This is a genomic window from Chitinophagales bacterium, assembly GCA_020636495.1.
GTDB lineage: Bacteria > Bacteroidota > Bacteroidia > Chitinophagales > Chitinophagaceae > UBA5543.
Genome location: JACJXQ010000008.1, coordinates 2,912,362 through 2,933,279 on the forward strand (window position 1 = coordinate 2,912,362; position 20,918 = coordinate 2,933,279).

General features: G+C 44.3%; 19 protein-coding genes. 14 read left to right on the forward strand and 5 right to left on the reverse strand.

Annotation, left to right across the window (positions count from 1 at the left end):
* Positions 1-5 precede the first annotated feature (5 nt).
* From H6550_12975 to H6550_12990, 4 genes are all read left to right on the forward strand, one after another.
* Positions 6-3,089, forward strand: a complete 3,084-nt coding sequence (locus tag H6550_12975; protein ID MCB9047039.1) for a tetratricopeptide repeat protein — start codon at positions 6-8, stop codon at positions 3,087-3,089.
* A gap of 5 nt (positions 3,090-3,094) precedes the next feature.
* Complete coding sequence (locus H6550_12980) at positions 3,095-4,747, forward strand: hypothetical protein (protein ID MCB9047040.1); 1,653 nt, start codon at positions 3,095-3,097, stop codon at positions 4,745-4,747.
* An 83-nt stretch (positions 4,748-4,830) separates the two neighbouring features.
* The gene (locus tag H6550_12985) at positions 4,831-5,970 is read left to right on the forward strand and encodes a hypothetical protein (GenBank protein MCB9047041.1); all 1,140 of its coding nucleotides are present in this window, start codon (positions 4,831-4,833) and stop codon (positions 5,968-5,970) included.
* 176 nt (positions 5,971-6,146) lie between these two features.
* On the forward strand, positions 6,147-6,497 hold the full coding sequence (locus H6550_12990; GenBank protein ID MCB9047042.1) for a hypothetical protein: 351 nt from the start codon (positions 6,147-6,149) through the stop codon (positions 6,495-6,497).
* A gap of 36 nt (positions 6,498-6,533) precedes the next feature.
* On the opposite strand, the gene H6550_12995 is transcribed toward H6550_12990, so the two are convergent.
* Entirely contained in the window at positions 6,534-8,189 is a 1,656-nt protein-coding gene (locus H6550_12995; GenBank protein ID MCB9047043.1) for a T9SS type A sorting domain-containing protein, read from the reverse strand.
* 583 nt (positions 8,190-8,772) lie between these two features.
* On the opposite strand from H6550_12995, the gene H6550_13000 reads away from it, so the two are divergent.
* On the forward strand, positions 8,773-9,174 hold the full coding sequence (locus H6550_13000; protein ID MCB9047044.1) for a DUF983 domain-containing protein: 402 nt from the start codon (positions 8,773-8,775) through the stop codon (positions 9,172-9,174).
* A 2-nt stretch (positions 9,175-9,176) separates the two neighbouring features.
* Here H6550_13000 and H6550_13005 read toward each other — a convergent pair whose 3' ends face one another.
* Positions 9,177-9,341 (reverse strand): hypothetical protein, encoded by a 165-nt coding sequence (locus H6550_13005; protein ID MCB9047045.1) that lies wholly within the window; start codon positions 9,339-9,341, stop codon positions 9,177-9,179.
* Positions 9,342-9,435: 94 nt separating this feature from the next.
* Here H6550_13005 and H6550_13010 point away from each other — a divergent pair, with 94 nt between their 5' ends.
* Both H6550_13010 and sucC read left to right on the forward strand, forming a co-directional pair.
* Positions 9,436-10,356: a DUF72 domain-containing protein gene (locus tag H6550_13010; GenBank protein ID MCB9047046.1), complete on the forward strand. Its 921-nt coding sequence runs from the start codon at positions 9,436-9,438 to the stop codon at positions 10,354-10,356.
* A gap of 82 nt (positions 10,357-10,438) precedes the next feature.
* On the forward strand, positions 10,439-11,653 hold the full coding sequence (gene sucC, locus H6550_13015) for an ADP-forming succinate--CoA ligase subunit beta (protein MCB9047047.1): 1,215 nt from the start codon (positions 10,439-10,441) through the stop codon (positions 11,651-11,653).
* Between the two features lie 51 nt (positions 11,654-11,704).
* Here sucC and H6550_13020 read toward each other — a convergent pair whose 3' ends face one another.
* A complete protein-coding gene (locus tag H6550_13020) occupies positions 11,705-12,682 on the reverse strand; it encodes a hypothetical protein (GenBank protein MCB9047048.1) in 978 nt (325 codons plus the stop codon).
* Positions 12,683-12,792: 110 nt separating this feature from the next.
* Here H6550_13020 and H6550_13025 point away from each other — a divergent pair, with 110 nt between their 5' ends.
* The 7 genes from H6550_13025 to H6550_13055 all read left to right on the forward strand — a co-directional run bounded on the left by H6550_13025 (position 12,793) and on the right by H6550_13055 (position 17,289).
* A complete protein-coding gene (locus H6550_13025; GenBank protein MCB9047049.1) occupies positions 12,793-13,452 on the forward strand; it encodes a hypothetical protein in 660 nt (219 codons plus the stop codon).
* A gap of 8 nt (positions 13,453-13,460) precedes the next feature.
* On the forward strand, positions 13,461-13,760 hold the full coding sequence (locus H6550_13030; GenBank protein MCB9047050.1) for a transcriptional regulator: 300 nt from the start codon (positions 13,461-13,463) through the stop codon (positions 13,758-13,760).
* Positions 13,761-13,815: 55 nt separating this feature from the next.
* Positions 13,816-15,156 carry a cell envelope integrity protein CreD gene (creD, locus tag H6550_13035; GenBank protein ID MCB9047051.1) on the forward strand — a complete coding sequence of 447 codons (1,341 nt, stop codon included), beginning with the start codon at positions 13,816-13,818 and terminating at the stop codon, positions 15,154-15,156.
* Positions 15,156-15,551: a diacylglycerol kinase family protein gene (locus H6550_13040; GenBank protein ID MCB9047052.1), complete on the forward strand. Its 396-nt coding sequence runs from the start codon at positions 15,156-15,158 to the stop codon at positions 15,549-15,551. Before creD ends, H6550_13040 begins: the two co-directional genes overlap by 1 nt.
* Entirely contained in the window at positions 15,511-16,128 is a 618-nt protein-coding gene (locus tag H6550_13045) for a DUF1361 domain-containing protein (GenBank protein ID MCB9047053.1), read from the forward strand. Before H6550_13040 ends, H6550_13045 begins: the two co-directional genes overlap by 41 nt.
* A gap of 131 nt (positions 16,129-16,259) precedes the next feature.
* On the forward strand, positions 16,260-16,745 hold the full coding sequence (locus H6550_13050; protein MCB9047054.1) for a DNA starvation/stationary phase protection protein: 486 nt from the start codon (positions 16,260-16,262) through the stop codon (positions 16,743-16,745).
* A gap of 79 nt (positions 16,746-16,824) precedes the next feature.
* Positions 16,825-17,289 (forward strand): hypothetical protein, encoded by a 465-nt coding sequence (locus tag H6550_13055; protein MCB9047055.1) that lies wholly within the window; start codon positions 16,825-16,827, stop codon positions 17,287-17,289.
* Here H6550_13055 and H6550_13060 read toward each other — a convergent pair.
* Positions 17,279-18,832, reverse strand: a complete 1,554-nt coding sequence (locus tag H6550_13060) for an FAD-dependent oxidoreductase (GenBank protein MCB9047056.1) — start codon at positions 18,830-18,832, stop codon at positions 17,279-17,281. The genes H6550_13055 and H6550_13060 overlap by 11 nt on opposite strands.
* 61 nt (positions 18,833-18,893) lie before the next feature.
* The gene (locus tag H6550_13065) at positions 18,894-20,918 is read right to left on the reverse strand and encodes a thioredoxin family protein (GenBank protein ID MCB9047057.1); all 2,025 of its coding nucleotides are present in this window, start codon (positions 20,916-20,918) and stop codon (positions 18,894-18,896) included.

Below are 20,918 nucleotides of genomic sequence, written 5' to 3' on the forward strand. Positions count from 1 at the left end.
GTTGAATGACACGCAAGAAGGATAGAAAGATCACCCAAAGGCTTTTTTCGATATGTACATGTATTGTGCTGATGGCTAACCAGTCGTCAGCACAACTGCATACACCCTACCTGCCGCAAAACGCACAGCTGTTCCATGCGGAAGAACTTTTCATGCAGCAGCAATACAAAAGTGCCGAAATTACCGCAAAACATTTCCTGCAGCAAACACCCGAGATAACAAGCCCGGAATTTAGCAGCCGGAAGGACAAAGCACGCTACTTTATCGCAGCCTCAGCGTTGAAACTCAACGAGGCCAATAACGAACAGACTGCCATAGATTTCATCAACACAACAGCCAACCCCGCTTATAAACAGCGTGTAGCATTTGCACTGGCACAGGAATACTTCAAAAAGAACAGGTTCAGTGATGCTATCTATTATTACGAAATGGCGGGTGTTGCCAACTTGAATAACGACGAGATCATCAATGCGAAATTTGAGCTGGCATATTGCTATTTCAACAACAGCCAGTTCAACCAGGCAGAACCGCTACTGGCATCTGTTCGCGAAATAGGAGGAAAGTATTATGATGCCGGCAACTACTATTACGGCTTGCTGGCATACAACAAGAATAATTATGCTGACGCGCTGACCAGTTTCAGTCGTATAGAGCATATAAAAGAATACAGCAACATTGTTCCGTACTATATAGCAGAGATACACTATTTCCAGGGCAATAAAGCCAAAGCATTGCAGGATGCACTAAGACTGATACGCAAACCCGAAAGGTCGTTCTACCACAACGAACTGCACCTGCTGGCTGCACAGATCTACTTCGAGGATAAAGACTATAAAGAAGCACTGCCCTATTTTGAGTTTTACTATGATAATACAGAGCGCATCCGTAAAGAAGACCTCTACGAAATGGCCTATTGCTATTACAAATTAGACGACTGGGAGGATGCTATTGATAACTTTCAGCAATTGAGCGAAACAAGAGACTCGCTGGCGCAAAGTTCAATGTATCTCCTGGGTGATTGTTACCTGAAAATAAATGATAAAAAAAGTGCCCGTAACGCATTCAGTATCTGTGCCGATATGCCGTTCAACCCCGGGCAAAAAGAGGCTTCTTTGCTGTTAGCAGCCAAGCTTTCTTACGAACTGGGCTATAATAATGATGCCATATATTATATCAACCTGTTATTGGCCGATTATCCGACATCGGCCTACAACGACCAGGCAAAGACCCTTCTGTCCGACCTGTTGATAAGAACCAGCAACTATGCCGAAGCGTACAGCGCATTGGAAGACGTTGCACACCACGACGAGAACTACAACCGCATATATCAGAAGGTGACCTATGGCTATGCCATGCAACAGATGCAGTTGGGCAACAACGCTTTTGCCGACAGCCTGCTCACCATGTCGCTGAAACATAATGCAGACCTGACCTACAAAAATGCCGCCACCTACTGGAAAGCGGACCTTGCATACAAAGCTGGCCGGTACGATGAGGTAATAAAATTTGGCAACAGTTTTCTGCGTGGCAACACTAATAGTATGTGGGTAGAGCACCTGAGTCCTTCGGCTTCTGCGCGCAGTATGTACATAACATTGGGCTATGCTGCTATGGAGCTGTCACAATTCAGCGAGGCGCAGAATTATTTTAACAAAGCCAGGTTCAACACAGATACAACAGATACTGTGTTCATAGCAGCTTCTATATTGCGCGAGGCTGATGCCGTTTTCATGCAGAAAGACTACAAGAAAGCCATAGCGCTATACGATCAGGTGATTGCTGCCAATGGTGCTGATGCCGATTACGCACGATACCAGAAGGCCATCATACTCGGCCTGTCTGACAACAACAAGCAAAAATCAGAGCTCCTCATCGGCCTCATCAACAGCGTACCTGTATCAAGATATGCTAACGAGGCACGCTACGAGCTGGGCCTCACCTATATCGAAGAGAACAGGTACAGCGCTGCCATCAACACCATGATGCCGCTGACAGAAGCTTATGAGCTGCGCAATATGGCGCCAAAAGCATGGATGCGCATAGGTTTCGCCTACCAGCAGTCGGGCGATCAACAGAAGGCAATAGACGCCTACAAGCATATCGCACTTGAATATCCGACCTCTGAAGAGCGTCCGGCAGCTTTGGACGCGCTGAAAAGCTTATACATACAATCAGGTCAGCCGGAAGGTTATGCCAGGCTGCTGGAAGACAACAACCTGGGAGGTGCCGAAGAGAATATGCTCGACTCTGCTTACTATGCTACTGCCGAAACTCAATATGCGGCCAACAACTGGAATAAAGCACAGACACTGTTTGGCGACTACATAAAAAAATACCCTAATGGGGTATTCATCACCAAAGCACATTACTATAAGGCTGAATCTCACTACCAGTTGAAAGAATATAAAGAGGCGCTGAAAGGTTATGATTTCGTACTGACAAACGCATGGAGTAACTTTTCCGAGAACAGTGCACGCCGTGCCGCTATCATTGCTTACGACCAGGGAGATATGCAGGGCGCTAAACGCTATTATGGAGAGCTGCGTAACATGGCCATGAGCCAGGACAACCTGCAGGCAGCCTATAACGGGCTGATGCTCTGCAGTTACAAACTGGACGAAAGCTCAGACGCACTTGCCTATGCCGATACCCTGATTTCAATGCCGGGACTGGACGCGTCCATCGCTGACAATGCTATGCTCATCAAAGCAAACGCACTGGCACAGGCCAATAACAAAGAGGCTGCACTGACGGTGTACAAGCAACTGGAAACTTCGGGCAATGGTGCCATTGCCGCAGAGGCCCGCTACAACATAGCCAACATATACTATCATCAAAACAAATTTAAAGAGGCAGAAGAAGCTGCAGGCAATACTATACAGCAGTCGGGCGGACATGAATATTGGGTAGTAAGGTCATATCTGCTACTCAGCGATATACTGGTGAAACAAAAAGACTATTTCAATGCTAAAGCTACTTTACAGAGTATTGTAAAGAACTGTAAGATACCCGAATTGAAAGCTGAAGCAAATGCAAAGCTGAAAGAGGTGAAACAACTGGAGAACAAAAAAAGTAAACTATCGGAATAACGATCATGCGGGGCAGACTCATAGCCATATCAATATTGGGGGTTTTACTATCCTGTTCAGCGGAGGCGCAAACGGCTGCTCCCAAAGACACGGTAATAAAAGGTGCAACAATTGAGATCATTCAATCGTACAAGCCGGAAGTGACACGTGCGCCCAGGCCTGAGCCCGCTCCATCGCTGCCCCCGGTTGACACTACTACCCCACGCCTGCAATACAACGTACCGCAACAAACGCTTTTTTACTCCTATGGCTCCTTACCATTACGTCCATTGGCGCTGGAGATAACCAAAGAAGAACCCGGCTTTGACAGCTATGTAAAATTAGGTGGCGGCAACCGTTCTACACTATTACTGGATGCCGGCAGTTCTTACCTCAAAGGAGATAATTACGAAACAGCATTCCACTTGCATCACTTATCACAATCAGGCAGTATCGTCAACCAGAAGGTATCACTCACAGGTTTAGAGGCAGACGGTACCTATCATAATAATGGCAGGGCCTTCAACGCGCAACTGGGCATCAGTAATAATGTATACCATTACTACGGTTACGATCACAACATTTATACCTACAACGAGGCATCTGTAAAGCAAGGTTTTACATTAATAGACCTTGGCGTCAATATGGTAGATGAGCAGGCTGAAACTAAAAAGCTCTCCTTCAGCCCCAAAGTCGGTTTTTATTCTTTCAGTGACAAATTCAATGCATCTGAGATAACCGTACGGGCAAATGTGCCGGTCACTTATGATATAGACAGCAACCTGCAATTATACGTAGCGGCTAACATCACGGTGACCAATTTGAAAAATACGGCTACAGGCGGTGCTAGTAACAATATTTACCAATTGGCACCCGGCATAAGGTTCAAACAAGGCATATTCACCGGCCATGCGGGCATCTCGCCAACATCAGGCGAAGCCAACATTACCACCGGTAAGTCGAACTACCTGCTGCCCGATGTGGAAGTGAACTTCAACCTGCCGGGCACGCAATTCAGGATGAATGCTGGCTGGCAGGGCAACCTGGTGCAGAACAGCTACAGGCAGATGGCCACCCTGAATCCCTATATGTCCAATGCCTATGTACCGGCACAAACCCATACTACCGAGATATTCGGAGGCATAAAAAGCAATATAGGCGAACACGTAAGCTTCAATGGCCGTGTGAGCTGGTGGCAGTACAACAACCTGCCCCTGTTCATCAACGATACAGCTTCAGACAAAAAACAATTCCTGGCAATATACGATCCCAAAGTAAATGCGCTTGGGTTACAGGCTGCCATACGCTACCAGGTAGCACAAACATTCTCCATAGGCTTCAATGCCCAATGGATGAACTTTTACAACAAGACCTATACTCAACTATGGCACAGGCCGGGCGTAACCTTCACAGGGGATGTACAGGCGCAGCCTATGAAAAAACTTACCATCAATGCCTACATATCGTTTATAGACGAGCTGTATGCGCTGGACAATAACAACCGCACGCTGAAACTGAACTCGATACTGGATATGGGTGCCGGTGCTGAATACGAAATAATAGATCGTCTTAATATATTCGTGCAGGCCAACAACCTGCTGAACAACAGGTACCAGCGCTGGTATGGATACAATGCCTATGGTTTCAATATATTCGGCGGTGCGAGGCTTAAATTTTAAAATTAGCAGCTGCTCATAGTTTTATATGTCAGCCCTGATCTTTATTTTACAGCCCGAAAGGAAACCAGTATCTTAGGTAAATAATGGATGTAGCAAAATACATAGGATTTTTTTTACTAAAGAACGAGCAATGCTACGTTAACGGGCTGGGCACGTTGCAGTTGCAGCGTAAAGCTGCCACCTACGACGGCCAGTACCTGCAGGCTGCTACACAGGAGATCATCATCGTACCCGGCGGTAACGTTGACGAATCGCTGGCCAACTATATAGCTACCAACGAGCAGATCAGCATCACCAAAGCATCTGCTGCACTTAAAGAATACAGCGAGGAGACCAAAGGATTATTACAGGCAGGCAATGAAGTGGCGCTGCCGCACCTGGGCAAGTTCATGGCGCAGGACGGGCGCATCGGTTTCATCACGTCTCCACACCTGCAATACAAAGCTGCACCTATAGCCGCTAAAAAGGGCGTATCAATGCAACACAATGAGCGTCCGCCCATACCTCACCAGTCATACATACCGCAAGGCACACCGGTGGGCACACAAATGCCGGCCGGCGCACCGCCCATGCCGCAGGTACGCTCGTATATGGCACATCAGCCAGAACCAAAAGAAAGGCTCAACTGGGCACGTATCATATTTGTGCTATTGCTCCTGGTAATTATGGCTGGCGGCACCTATTATGGCTATATGCGTTATATGGCGCCAAAAAAACGTGACGCACAACCGCCACTCACCTTCCCCGAATCGGTAGATGAGACCTCTGGCGATATGGAACCTATGAATGAAGAAATGCCTGTTATGGCCGACTCTTCTTCTACTATAAGTGACAGCGTTATGCCTCCTGCTCAGGAAGCACCTGCTCAAAAAACAGCTATGCAGCCGGCAGTCCAGGAAAAGCCTGCTGTGAAAGAACCACAATCAAAACCTGTTGTCAACAACACCATACCCGCCACGGGAAACAATGCTATGATGCCTGCCAGCAAACCGGATGGCAAAAAGGTAAACATGAAAGTAGTGGTGAATACTTTTGACAGCAAAGATGAAGCATATAAACGTAAACGCTCGCTGGAGGCGCGCGGCAACAAGGCCGAGGTGATAGAAGAGGATATAGATTACTACTTTGTGGTAATGCCTGTTACAGCTTCACCATCCGACACAGGGCGTATACTCGACTCACTCAGCAGCACCTTTAACCCCAATGGTGTATTTGTTTATTAACCAATATTTTAGGTTATAAACACAGCGTGGAAAAGTTCCGTTACCTACACAAGGCCATAAATACTTTACTTTGCAATATTCAACGGTAAATAACTCACTAATTATTAAACTCATTAGTACATCTTTATTGTTGAATTTTAGTATTTTTCGTTTCGTAAATACTTAAATGCTTTTTTGTGGAATCTATACTGCGTCCGATATTACTGGGAATAGCTGCAATACTGGCCATCATATTGTACAGGATGCTCAGCCGCGGGGGCAAAACATATGCCTACAACCGCATGCAGTATATTTCCTTTCTTTCCGACGGTTCTGAACATGTAATAGCCGAAGAAGCATCAGGCTCCATTATCATCACCGGCAAAACGGTAATGATAGACGGCCTGGAATATATTTACAAGCCCGCCGATAACGAACCCGTTCAGGCCCTGCTGGATTATGACGATAATGGCTTGCGCAGCGTTCGTGTCCTCCTCATCGAAGGCGAAAAGCAATACTTCATCAACCGTGCTGCTAAAGCTGCGTAAGAAACCATTAGCTTAATGGCAAGGACTGTCCTGTTGTCACTCAACAAGTATTTTTCGTGTAGCAGTATTTTTTCCTGATGTCAGATGCAGGATGTATCCCCCAGGTGCGCATCCTGAGAGATTCAACTCAATGGTTTCACGAACTGGATAACTATCAATTACCTTACCTGTAATATCATATACGGTTAATTGACAATCGCCCTTCAACCCCTTATCAACTTTAACGGTGAAATGTCCGTCAGAGGGATTCGGATATACCTCAAGATCATTAACAACCTGCATTGGTTCTGTTACGCCTACACCATGTATCGGGTATTTAACTGTATCTCTCAGTGACCATAATTCAGTTGCATTATTATCAAACGCAGCTGCAAAATACAGCACCGAATCAAAAACTGCCATCCCCAGGTTATAGTGCAGGGGATCGTTCCTGTTAGAACCTGGAGGCTGCACAATACGCGTATTAGCTGCTGTCCCGTCTGTACACCACAAATACGCGTGACCATTTGTATCTTCTGCTTTAAAGAAAAAATAATCACTATATACTGTCATGTAGTTAATAGAATTGAAGATTTGTTTGAGATTCAGATCAACAGCTACGTATGTTCCGACAGCAGTACCATCTGTTACATATATACGACTGCTATTTGCAAAATAGAGCTTATTGTTATAAATTACCTTAGTCTGGGCTGCAGGTGATGTAAGCGCAACTTGCTGACCATTTTTATCGGTAACGATTTTAGTACCCTGTGATGTCCCGTCAGTTATCCATAAGTACTGTCTCAATGTAAAATAGATATAGCCTTTATTTTCTGCTATAAATACAGGGAGATCGGGATAAGGTTTTTGCTCCAGTATTTTTATGCTCTGTGTCCCTGCTGCAGTTCCGTCAGTCACCCATAATTCCGTTTTACTGGTATCATGGATGCCAAAATACACCTTCCCTAATGCAGACTTGAAACCTGAAAAACTGGTGCTCATTATTCCGGGAGTAATATCTTTTACAAGTTGGGTCCCTGCTGCAGTTCCATCTGTCCGCCATAGCTCCCTGCCATGAAATGAGTCATTTGCATAAAAGTAGCCTATATTATTTAGCAAGGTCAATTTCGATGGTAGTGATCCATAGTACCCGTAGCCACCATATATCTGTTTCACAACTGATGTTCCGCTTGATGTGCCGTCTGTAGAATAAAGTTCTCGACAACATGTCAATGGTGCTTTATAAGTATTTGCACAGAACAATATTTTATTATTTAAGGGTACATAGCTAGAAGGACTGGAAGGGTTATTGAGTATAATATCTTTGACCAGGTAGGTACCAGCCTGCGTTCCGTCACTAACCCATATTTCATCGCTGTAAGCACTATCATGTGCTGTAAAATAATAGCGGTTATTTAGTATGGCTCCTTCCCACGATAATCGTGCACTTACCTTCCCCGGCCATACGTCTTTTGTAATATGGGTGCCGGATTGCGTACCATCAGTTACCCACAATTCGCTTCCCATAGCTTCAGTAGAAGCAGTAAAAAATAATTTGTCGTCAGCCACTGCAAAATTATAGGGCTTGGTATGTCCATAATCTGGCAAATAGCCCGAATTAGTATCTGCGTCAAGGTAAAAAGGCGTGAATTGAAACTGTGCCTCTGAAGTATAGGCCAAGAGTATAAGTAAAGGAAGTAGTAGTTTTTTCATTAGTTTATAAGTTAGCTGGTTAATATTTGATTACGCAATACAATTTCCTTGCCAGAAAAATATATTTCTACACTAACATTTTTATTAAACATCAATTTAACGTATATTTGTACAATATCAGCTACCCGCTGATACAAGCTCTTTGACATCATGGAAACAAGCAAAAAGAGAATGATTATTCACTTAACAACTGAGCTTGCGAACTCGTTAACGCCCCAAAAGAATCATCGATTGGTTAACAACTGAGCTTGCGAACTCGTTAAGGCAAAAGAGAATGATTATTCACTTAACAACACTTAACAATTCACCCACAACACACTGATTATCAATACTGAGGTTTCAGAATGCAGTATTTCACAACAAAAGTAGCAAAGCTATTTCGCCCGGCAGATCAGTAGCACTGTTGTTACATCGGAGATAAATACACAATATCTTGCAAAAAACACAGCGATCCTGTCTACCCTGCAAATCATGAAAATCCTGATTCAGACACCTTTCGTGATACATATCGATACAAAATGACACAGATCACCCTGTTTGTATTTAATATTTCGCATTTTGATTTTTAAATTAATTTTGCAGTATGTGCGCAACAGACAAAACACCCTCGTTGATAGGAGGCATGGTCATGATGAAATGCCCCAACTGCCGCAAAGGCGATATGTTTGTCAATAAAAGCGTATTCCCGCTGGGGAAAAGCCTGCTGCTCAACGAGAAATGTGCTGTATGTGGCCAGAAAATGGTACACGAGACCAACAACGGCCCCGGCATCAACTATGCACTGACGGTGATCGTATTCTTCCTGAATATATTGTGGTATTGGCCCATTTTCGGCCTTAGCTGGTTCGATAACAGCCTGTACTACTATATGGCAGTCAGTACGGTGGTCGTCACACTTATCCAGCCCTGGACAATGCGCTACTCCCGGGTACTATACCTGTATATGTATGTGCCCTACCAGAGCAACAGGCACCTTGAGGCGTAGACCTATTTAAAAGGCCACAAATGAAGTGTACGCCTGTGCCTGATATAGTGGCTGATGCGCTGTATCAACCATCTGCCACCTAGTGCTATTACCAGCAGCGCCAGTACTATCACCCACAGCAGTACATCATGCGCGGCATAGCCCCTTACAAGTAATACATAATGCATGATAAGAATGGTTTATTTATATAAATATACGAATATTCACCAAGTGAGTCGGAAAGGCGCTGTTAAGGCTTTCAGAATATAATAACTTTAGCACATGGAATTTGGCAAAGTAACTCCCGAAGAACTGGAACAGATCGACTTCACCCTCCCGCCCGACCCGGCCGTGAACAGCGAGGTACTGCAACCTTTTGAGGGCAATACAAAGTTCTATATAGGCTGCGCCAAGTGGGGCCGGCCGGACTGGGTGGGTAAGCTCTACCCCAAAAAGACCAAGCCTAAAGACTTCCTGGAACACTATGCACGAATATTCAACTGTATCGAGTTCAACGCTGTGTATTACCGTATGCCATTCCCTAGTGATGTATGGCAATGGAAAAGCAAGGTGCCCGAAAACTTCCTGTTCTGCCCCAAGTTCACGGATGTGATCACACACAAAAAGCGACTGAAGAATGCGGAATTTGAAACAGGCAAATTCCTGGAAGCAATTGTCGAGTTCAAAGACAACCTTGGCCCAATATTCCTGATGCCGCACCCACAGATGTCGCCCAAGCAGATAGATACCCTCTTTAACTTTATTGACACCTTCCCGGATGATATAGACATGTTTGTAGAGTTACGGCATCCTGACTGGTACAAAGGGGGCTATCATACCGAACTGTACAACTTCCTGAGAGAACAACAGAGGGGCACCATAATTACAGACGCTACCGGCCGCAGAGATTGCGTGCATATGCACCTCACCACGCCTGAGTGTTTCATCCGCTTTGTGGGCAACAGCCTCCACCCTACTGATTATACCCGCATTGACGAGTGGGTGCAACGCATCAAACAATGGATGGCACAGGGGCTAAAGACATGTTACTTCTTCATGCACCAGCATGAAGAGCTGCATAGCCCCGAACTGATAAAATATCTCATTGAGGAGTTAAACAAACATTGCGGCACGAAATTAAAAGCACCGGTGTTGTTGAATGAAACGAGGAAACCACCAAAGAACGACAACACATTATTCTAAGCAATAACATATCCAAAAATCAGCTGAAAAGCTCCCTATTTTGGTTTATCTTCGCGCAGTATTTTAAAAAATATTTGCAGTCATGAATTTGCACGAATATCAAGCTAAAGAGTTGTTGAAACGTTATAATGTACCGGTTCAGGAAGGTATGGCGGTGGCCAATGCTACTGAGGCGGTTAATGCTTATAAGCAGATCGCTACCGATACAGGCAGCAAATTTGCGGTAGTAAAGGCGCAGATACATGCCGGTGGCCGTGGTAAAGGAACCATCAAAGAGGCTCCTGAACAACACGGTGTACAGGTGGTAAAAAGCGCTGATGAAGTAGAAAAAGTAGCTAAGAATATACTGGGCAACACACTGGTTACTATCCAGACAGGCCCTTCAGGAAAAGTGGTGAACAAACTGCTGGTAGCGCAGGATATGTATTACGATGGCCCCAGCGAGCGCCAGGAGTTCTATATGTCTATCCTGCTGGACCGTGCAAAACAGGAGAACGTGATCATGTACAGTACCGAAGGTGGTATGGACATTGAAGAAGTAGCGCACAACACGCCTGACAAAATATTCAAAGAGCACGTGAAGCCTAACATGGCCTTACAGGCTTTCCAGGCTCGCAAAATAGCTTTCAACCTGGGACTGAGCGGTACGGCTTTCAAAAACATGGTAAAATTCGTTACCAACCTGTACAATGCATATGTTGGTTTGGATTGCGCAATGCTGGAGATCAACCCGCTGTTCAAATCTGCTGATGATAAGATAATAGCTGTTGACTGTAAACTGAGCCTGGACGACAGCGCGCTGATACGCCATGCAGACCTGGCCGATATGCGCGACAAAACCGAAGAAGATCCTACAGAAGTAGAAGCTGGCGAATATAACCTGAACTACGTAAAGCTGGATGGTAACGTGGGTTGTATGGTAAACGGTGCCGGTCTTGCAATGGCTACTATGGATATGATCAAGCTGGCCGGTGGCGAGCCTGCTAACTTCCTGGACGTAGGTGGTACTGCCAATGCAGAAACGGTAGAAGCCGGTTTCCGCATCATTATGAAAGATCCTAACGTTAAGGCTATCCTCATCAACATCTTCGGTGGTATCGTTCGTTGCGACCGTGTTGCTGCTGGTGTGGTTGAAGCATACAAAAACATGGGTAACATCAACATCCCCATCATTGTACGCCTGCAAGGCACCAATGCAGAGGCTGCAAAAGATATCATAGATAATTCAGGACTGAAAGTACAATCTGCTATCCTGCTCAGCGAAGCTGCTGACCTGGTTCAGAAAGCAGTGAACTAATAAATAAGTTGAAACTCATACAGGAAGCCACTCTATACGGGTGGCTTTTTTTTATGCTATTGGCGGCTTGCCGCTGTTCCTCCACGTATTTACAAAGTCGAAGAAATTCTGCCCGTACTGGCTGTTGATGACAATAGACAGGTGCATCTCAGACACATCCAGCTTGCGGGCCACATCGTCCAGCATCAGGTCGTGCTGCCTATAGGGTGCGTAGTCATTAAAATACAGCTCCAGCCGTTTCTGTATCTTCACCACCTCATCGTTAGAGAGTACAATGGTCTTATTAGTATTGTTGGTCACTTTGGGTATCAGGTCCAGCTCATGCACTTCTTTAAAGTCTGCATGCCGCATCACAACTGTATACCCGAATGATGTTATGATAAATGAGGTCACCAGTGCCATCACACAGTCTACTACTATAAAATGAGTTTTTATCGTGGTAAGAATGATAATGACAACCAGTCCCACGATCGTCCATGCAGTGAATATGGACGCGAATTTCTTCATCTCCAGCAGCTTATTATCAAAAGCCGTGTTAGACATCACCTCACGCAGCAAGGCACGTGTTTCTATCACCTTTCTGCCCGAATAGAAGATATAGATATACACATGCGCTATCAGTATCGCCACGCTCAGGTACTTTACATCCTTACTCACTATCGGCGACATCTGCCTGATGATGGTAATGGCCAGCAGCATGCAGGTAGGTATGATAAAATGCACCAGGTCTTTATCGCTGAAAGTATCTGTTTGTGAGAATTGTCGCTTTGTATACAGCCAGAAGAACGGGCCTATAAAGAACAGCAACGGATAGGTAATAAAACCATTCCGTGGATCTATGATATGAATATCTGAAACCGATAAGGCATACTCCGCAAAAAAGGCGGACACCAGGAAGATAAACAAGGCCAGCCAATGGTTAGAAGCCGGCTTGGCATCCCTGGCCCACATAATAATAGACAATACTAACCCCTGCAAAGCAGCCAGAAGTATAAGTACAGACCAGATATTTAAAGACGGATCAGGCAAAGCAAATACTAAAAGTTTCTTAATATACTAAAGAATCAGACAAAGATACACAACGGTTATTTTGATTTCTCATTTAATAAATATTACTTTGTACTACAAAGCACTTTTCTATGGAAGAAATCAATCAACAACCCGTTCAGACCTTACAGGACATAAGGGACATTATGGAACGGTCTGCCAAATTCATCACGCTGAGTGGGTGGAGTGGTGTGTGGGCTGGTAGTGTGGGACTGATAGGCGTTTATATTGCTAATCTTTGGCTGTCCGAGCTTCCTACTGCATACTATAACATTTATCGTACTGCCCCCAGTGTATTAACCAGCGAACAATTAAACGAAGCAAATTTCAAATTCATTGCGCTTGCCATTGGCGTGCTGGCAGTAGCAGTTGCAGGTGGCTATTATTTTACCTGGCAAAAAACAAAAAAGACAGGTGGCTCCTTCTGGAACAGTGCTTCTAAAAGAATGCTCTGGCATATGGCTGTCCCTTTGGCTGCTGGAGGATTATTCTCTCTTATTTTTCTACGCAACGGGCATGAAATGTACATTGCGCCAACATGCCTTGTGTTTTATGGATTAGCCCTGTTGAATGGTAGTAAATACACTGTATCTGATATCAAATACCTGGGACTGTCCGAACTGGCTCTGGGATGCATCAACCTGTTCATACCGGGATATGGATTAACATGCTGGGCTATTGGTTTTGGCGTTTTGCATATCTTGTACGGCATAATCATGTGGAATAGATACGACAATATCAAGCAGAGATAACAGAGATGATGAAAGACCCGATACAACAATTAAATAAGGTTTTTGACAGCAGAATACGCATTGGCATTATGAGTGCCCTTGCCGTAAATGATGAGGTAAACTTCAACGACCTGAAACAGATACTGGACGTAACCGATGGCAACCTTGCATCGCATCTGAAAACACTGGAAGAGAACGGATACGTGAAAGTACAGAAAGGATTTATAGGCCGAAAAACGAATACTACCTATTCAATAACGAAAAACGGGGAAAAAGCTTTCAGGCTACACCTGGACGCACTTGAAGAGATCATAAAAAAACTGAATTAATATTTTTTTGCTTTATTCACTTTGTACTTCAAAGCACTTTTAAAAATAACAAATTATGGAACAACAAAATTTTGAGCAGCCTCAAACATTCTTTGAGAAACACAAAACACTGGCAAAAGGCCTTTTTATCGGATTCCTTGTACTACTTATGCTCATACCAACAGCCTATATCATGGTGTTGGTAACGGAGCGTGCGCATAGACAAAACGAAGTAATAGCAGAGATAAGCGATAAGTGGGCAAAGGAACAAACAATAACCGGCCCGGTAATATCTGTACCCTATTATGTGGATGTAAAAAATAAAGATGGCGGAACTGTTAGGAGTAAACGGGCTCTTTACTTACTGCCGGAGCAGCTAAGTATCAACGGAAAAGTGATGCCTGAGATAAGGCACAGGAGTATATATGATGTGACGGTCTACCGTTCCGATCTTGTGCTTCAAGGTAGTTTCGATCCAACTGTGCTGAAAGCAAAATATGACTTAGCAGATGACCTCGACTGGAATAATGCTCAACTCATTGTAGGTATAAACGATGCCCGGGGCCTGGAGGAAGAACCACAACTGAAATGGGCTGATACATCAACCTACCTGGAGACATCACTGGCATATATCAAGAACATTGATGAAACACTAAGTGCAGACATAAAATTCAACTCAAACGAAAAGACCAATTTCAGAATAACACTTAAACTGAAAGGCACAGGTCAATTATACTTCACGCCTTCCGGCAAAACTACAACAGTCAATTTAAGCTCGACCTGGAGTACTCCAGCATTCGACGGGAAATACCTGCCAGACCGTACACCTAAACTGTCCGACTCAGGCTTTTCTGCATCCTGGAAAATATTACAGGCCTCAAGAGGATACCCGCAATGCTGGAGCGATGATACTCAGCCTGATTTTCAAAAATCAGCCTTCGGTGTAAAACTGATACAGCAGGCTGACCATTACACAAAAACGGAACGCTCTGTTAAATACGCGATACTCATTATTTCGCTGACATTCCTGGTCTTCTTCTTTATAGAGATGCTTCAGAAGAAATCTGTTCACCTGCTTCAATATATACTGGTAGGTATAGCACTTTGTGTATTTTACACCTTACTGCTATCCATTTCAGAATATGCAGGTTTCAATATAGCCTATCTTATAGCTGCAACTGCTACAGTATCTCTTATTACATGGTATATCAAAAATATCTTCTCAAAAAACAAAGTAGCGCTTGCATTTGCAGCTGCACTCAGCAGCCTGTACATCTATGTATTCTTCCTGATACAGCTCAAAGATTATGCATTGCTGTTCGGTAGTATCGGGTTGTTTATTATACTGGCTATAGTCATGTACTACTCGAGGAATATTGATTGGTATAACTCTTCAAAAACTAAAAAAATAAACTAATGGTCATTTCAAGAATAAGAAGTGTAGCCTTTGCCATTGCAGGTATCAGGCATATGCTCATACTGGAACTCAATGCACGGATTCATCTGTTGGCTACTGTTGCAGTAATCATTGCAGGCATCATTTATGGGCTAACTCCTATAAAATGGATAGCACTTGCCTTGGCTATCGGGCTGGTATGGATAGCTGAGACATTCAACACTGCCATAGAAAAACTGTGCGACTATGCGTGCGGCAAAGAGTACAACCCTGAGATAAAAACTATAAAAGACGTTTCAGCAGGTGCAGTGCTGATAGCCGCATGCCTGAGTGTTATTATAGGCTTTTTAGTATTCATTTTATCAATAAGAGCAGATGAAAAAGTATTCATGGTTAATACCACTGTCGTTATTTAGTGTATTACTCATTATTGCAAGAGTGGTATACACATCGTCTTTGATGTTCTCTTTCCTGGTATGGAATATATTCCTGGCGGCAGTCCCGCTATACTTCAGCTTAAAAGCGCTGAACAGTAACAGGAAACTAACAACAACAATATACAGTGCTTTATGGCTATTGTTCTTTCCCAACTCGATGTATATCATTACAGACCTGTTTCATCTTATGCCCAGGGAAAATGTGCCGTTGTGGTTCGACCTGCTCATCCTGTTCTCATCTGCCACAAACGGTGTACTGTTCGGCTTCCTGTCGTTAAGTAATATGGAGAAAACATTCAAGAAATTCAGCTCGAGCAGGATGAGGCATGTACTGGTGTTGTTCATTATGTTGCTTTGTGGCTATGGTATCTACCTGGGTCGTTTTGAACGCTGGAATAGTTGGGACATCATTGCACAACCATACATGCTGAGCATTAGTGTCATGCATGATATCGTTCACCCTGTCAGGAATATCAACACATGGGCATTGAGCCTGAGTTTTGGCATATGGATGTTTCTGCTGTACAGGTTTGTACAAAAGATAAGGTTGCATTAAACAAAATTATGCACAGCTTGTTAGTAACATGGGTCACATATACTATCACATCTCATTACACGATAATTGATGATACTGATATTCCTGAGATGCATTAATACGTACTTTTGTGTACACTTAAAAGAACAACTATGGCAAAGACAAAAGCGAATAAGAATCAGATAGGATTAGACACAGACAAAGCGAAGAAACTGGCAGATGGGCTGAATAATCTTCTTGCCAACTACCAGGTATTTTATATGAATATCCGTGGTTTCCACTGGAATATTAAAGGACAGAAATTCTTTGAGCTGCATATCAAGTTCGAAGAGTTGTACAACGACGTGATACTAAAGATAGACGAAATAGCAGAACGTATTGTAACTATTGGTGAAACACCTTACCACTCTTATACATCGTTCCTCAAGAACTCTGTAATTAAAGAACATACCAATGTTTCTGATGGTATAAAATGCGTTGAGCATATCGTAAACGATTTCCAGGTGCTGTTAGGCATGCAACGTGAACTGCTCGACATGTCGGCTGATGCAAATGACGAGGGTACCAACTCAATGATGAGCGACTATATTCGTGCGCAGGAAAAACTGGTATGGATGTACAATTCATTCCTCGGATAATTTTTTCCGGGACGCTGATACACGTAACAATAAATTACCATACATTTGGTGCGCCTTACAACAAAGGCGCACCCTTTTTATGAAAGAGATGTTCACTAAGATCTCAGACAAAGTATCTGAGACAACAGGGACAATGATGGAAGGCTTTGAAAATCTATTCAGCCTCGAGAAACTGGCAGATAAATTCTCAGACATGTCTGACGCCAGCAAAGAAAAATATACCAAGTACAACAATGACCTTATTTCGTTATCTCCTATTATCGAAGAGATAGGTTTCAAAACCTCTGAAATAGAGTTGAGTATGGGTATTCCCCCGTCCTTTACTTTTCATTTTGAAAAGATAAAAGATACCAGCCCGGAAAGAAGGCAGGAGATACTGGCACAACATTCAGAGAACAAACTGCTGAAACCTATTGTAAAGATGCTGATAGCGGCAGATAACTACCAGGACAAGATAAAGCTGGGTTCATTCAAATTCAGTTGTATCGAGGTGAGTTTAGGTCTGACGCCCGGTGTCAACCTGATACTGACGCCTAAAGGTTAAGAGTTGCTGCTTCTGCACACCTTTCACCATCTATAGCAGCACTGACTATACCACCTGCATAACCCGCGCCTTCGGCGCAGGGATACAATCCTTTTACCTGGATGTGTTGTAGCGTTTCCTTATCGCGAGGTATACGCACCGGCGAACTGGTGCGTGATTCTGTAGCTACAAGCACTGCCTCGTTGGTATAGTAACCTTTCATCTTTTTCCCGAAGTCAACAACGGCTGCCCTTAATGCACGTTCTACTTCAGCAGGTAGTACTTCTTTAAGAGATACACTGTTCAGGCCCGGTATATATGAGCAACCGGGTAAAGTTGAAGACACTCTACCTTTTGCAAAATCATCCATGCGTTGTGCGGGAGCTACTAATTTTCCTCCACCCATATCATAAGCTTTCTGTTCTACCATCTGCTGGTATTGCAGCCCGGCTAATGGCCCTGTAAAACCGTAAGTAGCATAATCCTTTTCGTCCACCGCTACCACAGTTCCTGAATTGGCATAGGCGTTATTCCGCTTTGATGGCGACCAACCGTTCACTACTACTTCACCGGGGTTAGTTGCTGCAGGGGCAATGATACCTCCCGGGCACATACAGAAAGAGAATACACCACGCCCATACTCCTGCGCCACAACAGAGTAGCTGGCAGGGGGAAGATATTCGTCTCTTATCGTACAGTGGTATTGAATACTATCTATCAGTTGTTGAGGATGTTCTATACGCACACCCAGTGCGAATGGTTTTGCTTCAACCAGTATCTTCTTTTCATGTAACAAGGTATATATATCACGTGCCGAGTGGCCCGTGGCCAGTATCAGTCGTTTGCAGCTGATAGTTGTTCCGTCAGCACAGCGCACACCTTTTACTTCACCTCCCTCTATAAAGATGTCTATTAGTTTTGTATCAAAACGCACCTCACCACCGCAGGCAATGATCTGCTCACGCATAGCTGTGATGATACCGGGTAGCTTATTCGTACCAATATGCGGATGCGCCTCCTGCATAATGATCGGGTCTGCACCAAAGTGCACGAACAACTGCAATATACGCTGCACATTACCACGCTTGGTAGAACGTGTGTACAACTTACCATCACTATAGGTACCGGCGCCCCCCTCTCCAAAACAGTAGTTCGACTCAGGGTTCACCACACCTTCTTTATTGATAGCTGCCAGGTCGCGCCTGCGGCTGCGCACGTCTTTCCCTCTCTCTAATATGATTGGCTTGCAGCCGAGCGTTATCAGCTTAAGTGCGGCAAACAACCCTGCGGGTCCTGCACCTACTATCACTACATGTGGTGCATTACTTACGTTCTGTAGTTCCGGGTCAAAGGCTTCAGGCTCTTGCACTACTTCATCAATAAACACCTGCAACTGCAATATCACATGCGGCTGCCTGCCCCTGGCATCAATAGAACGTTTTTGCAATAAGTAACCGGTAATTCGTTTGGGAGACACACCTGCCTCTACGGCAATGGCAGACCTTACGGTCTTTTGGTCTGCAGCCTCATGAGGCATTAGTTTTAGTGAAATGGTCTTTATCATACTGCGTCAGGTTTTTATCCTAAAAGCAATCGAGGATGCTGTCCGCATCCTCAATGTATCATTATTCGTTGTTGTATTTTTCAACCACTTTATCAAGGTGCTCTGCAAAGGCCGCAGGATCCGGTATATACGGATATCCTTTTTCTGCCAACAGGTTCTCATCAGCATCTATAAAGTAATACAGCGGCTGTCCGTTTGAACCGTACTTGGTTGCCTGCAGGTCAGAGTTGCGCTGTCCTAGCGTCTTAACATCCTTTTTCAGGTATTCAGAATAGTACTGCTCATCTTTAGGTATATACACATTCTGCGCATCGCAAAACAGGGAAGCCACAATGAAGTTCTCTTTCATGCGCTTCATCACTGCCGGGTCCGACCATACCTGTCCTTCCATCTTACGGCAGTTCACACAATTGATACCTGTAAAGTCGAGCATGATTGGTTTATGTTGTTTTTTAGATGCTTCTATCGCTTCGTTATAATCATAGTACGTTACCAGTCCGAACTTAACAGCTACTTCAGGCTCGTATATCTTCATTTCAGAAACATACCTTTCCGGTCCGTCACCATTTTCATTACCAGCATGAGCGGTACCGCCACCACCTGCTCCCAATACAAAATCCTGTGTACCCATGGGTGGTACAAATGCGCTCAATCCTTTCAGCGGCGCACCCCACATACCGGGCAGCATGTAAACGGCAAATGAGAAACTAGCTATGGCCAGGAACAGTTTGAATATAGACACATATTCCTGCCCGAACATATTCTTAGGGTTCTGATCGTCGTGTGACATTTTCAGTTTACCCAGCAGGTACAGGCCTAACAGTACAGAAATGACGATCCACAATGCGATGAACACTTCCCTGTCCAGCAACCTCCAGCCCATCTGCAGGTCGGCATTCGACAGGAATTTCAATGCCAGCATCAACTCTATGAAACCCAATGTAACTTTCACCTGGTTCAACCATCCGCCCGACTTTGCAATGTTATTCAACAAACCCGGGAATACTGCAAACAATGCGAAAGGCATAGCCAGCCCTATTGAAAAACCAAGCATACCCAGTATCGGCCCCTGGAAACCGCCTTTTGCCGCACCTACAATCAACGGCCCTATGATAGGACCTGTACAGGAGAAGGAAACGATAACCAGCGTAAGCGCCATAAAGAATATGCCACGGAAACTCTTAGTATTGGCTTTGGCATCGGTCTTGCTCGTCCATGAAGAGGGTAAAGTGATCTCAAAAGCCCCCAGGAAGGAGATACCGAAGACCACGAATATGGCAAAGAATATCAGGTTGGGTATCCAGTGTGTAGAAATAACATTCAGCGTATCTGCTCCAAATATGGCTGATATTGCCACACCAAGTACCGTGAATATGATAATGATAGAAAGTGAATACCAGATAGCGTTCCTGATACCTTCGGCACGGGTAGGACTCCTCTTGGTAAAGAAGCTTACAGTAATAGGTATCATAGAGTAAACACAAGGTGTAAGCACTGCCAGTATACCACCACCCAATGCCAGAAGGAATATCATCAACAGCGACTTGTCTTTACCGCTATCTGCCGCGGCACTATCAACTACGGCTTCATCATTTTTTTTTTCGGCAGAGGCACCATTGCCTCCATTACCTACTTTAATAGAAAAATCCAGCGTTTTAGGCGGCAGGCAGGTCTCTTCATTACAGGTCATGTACATATACTCACCCGTGATGGTCATATCTTCTTTGGCCAGTTCTACCGTTTGGATATAGTCTACATTCTTGTAGTAATGTACCGTACCTATATCTTCAATTGTTTCGTGAATAATATCACCCTCTTCCCTTACTTCGCCTACCAGTTTTATATCCTGATTTTCATTGATCGTAAAACTCGGCGGCAGGAAAGAACCATCACCACCCGGGTCCAGTGAATAGATATGCCAGTTGTTCTTTACATCGCAATGAAATACCAGGTCGTATTTATTGCCATCTACTTTACGGGCTTCAAACTTCCATTCGGTAGGGTCTTCCAGTATCTGGGCGTTGGCACCAAATACAAAAAGAATGTTCAAAAACGCTATGGCAACTACTTTCAAGATCTTTGTCAT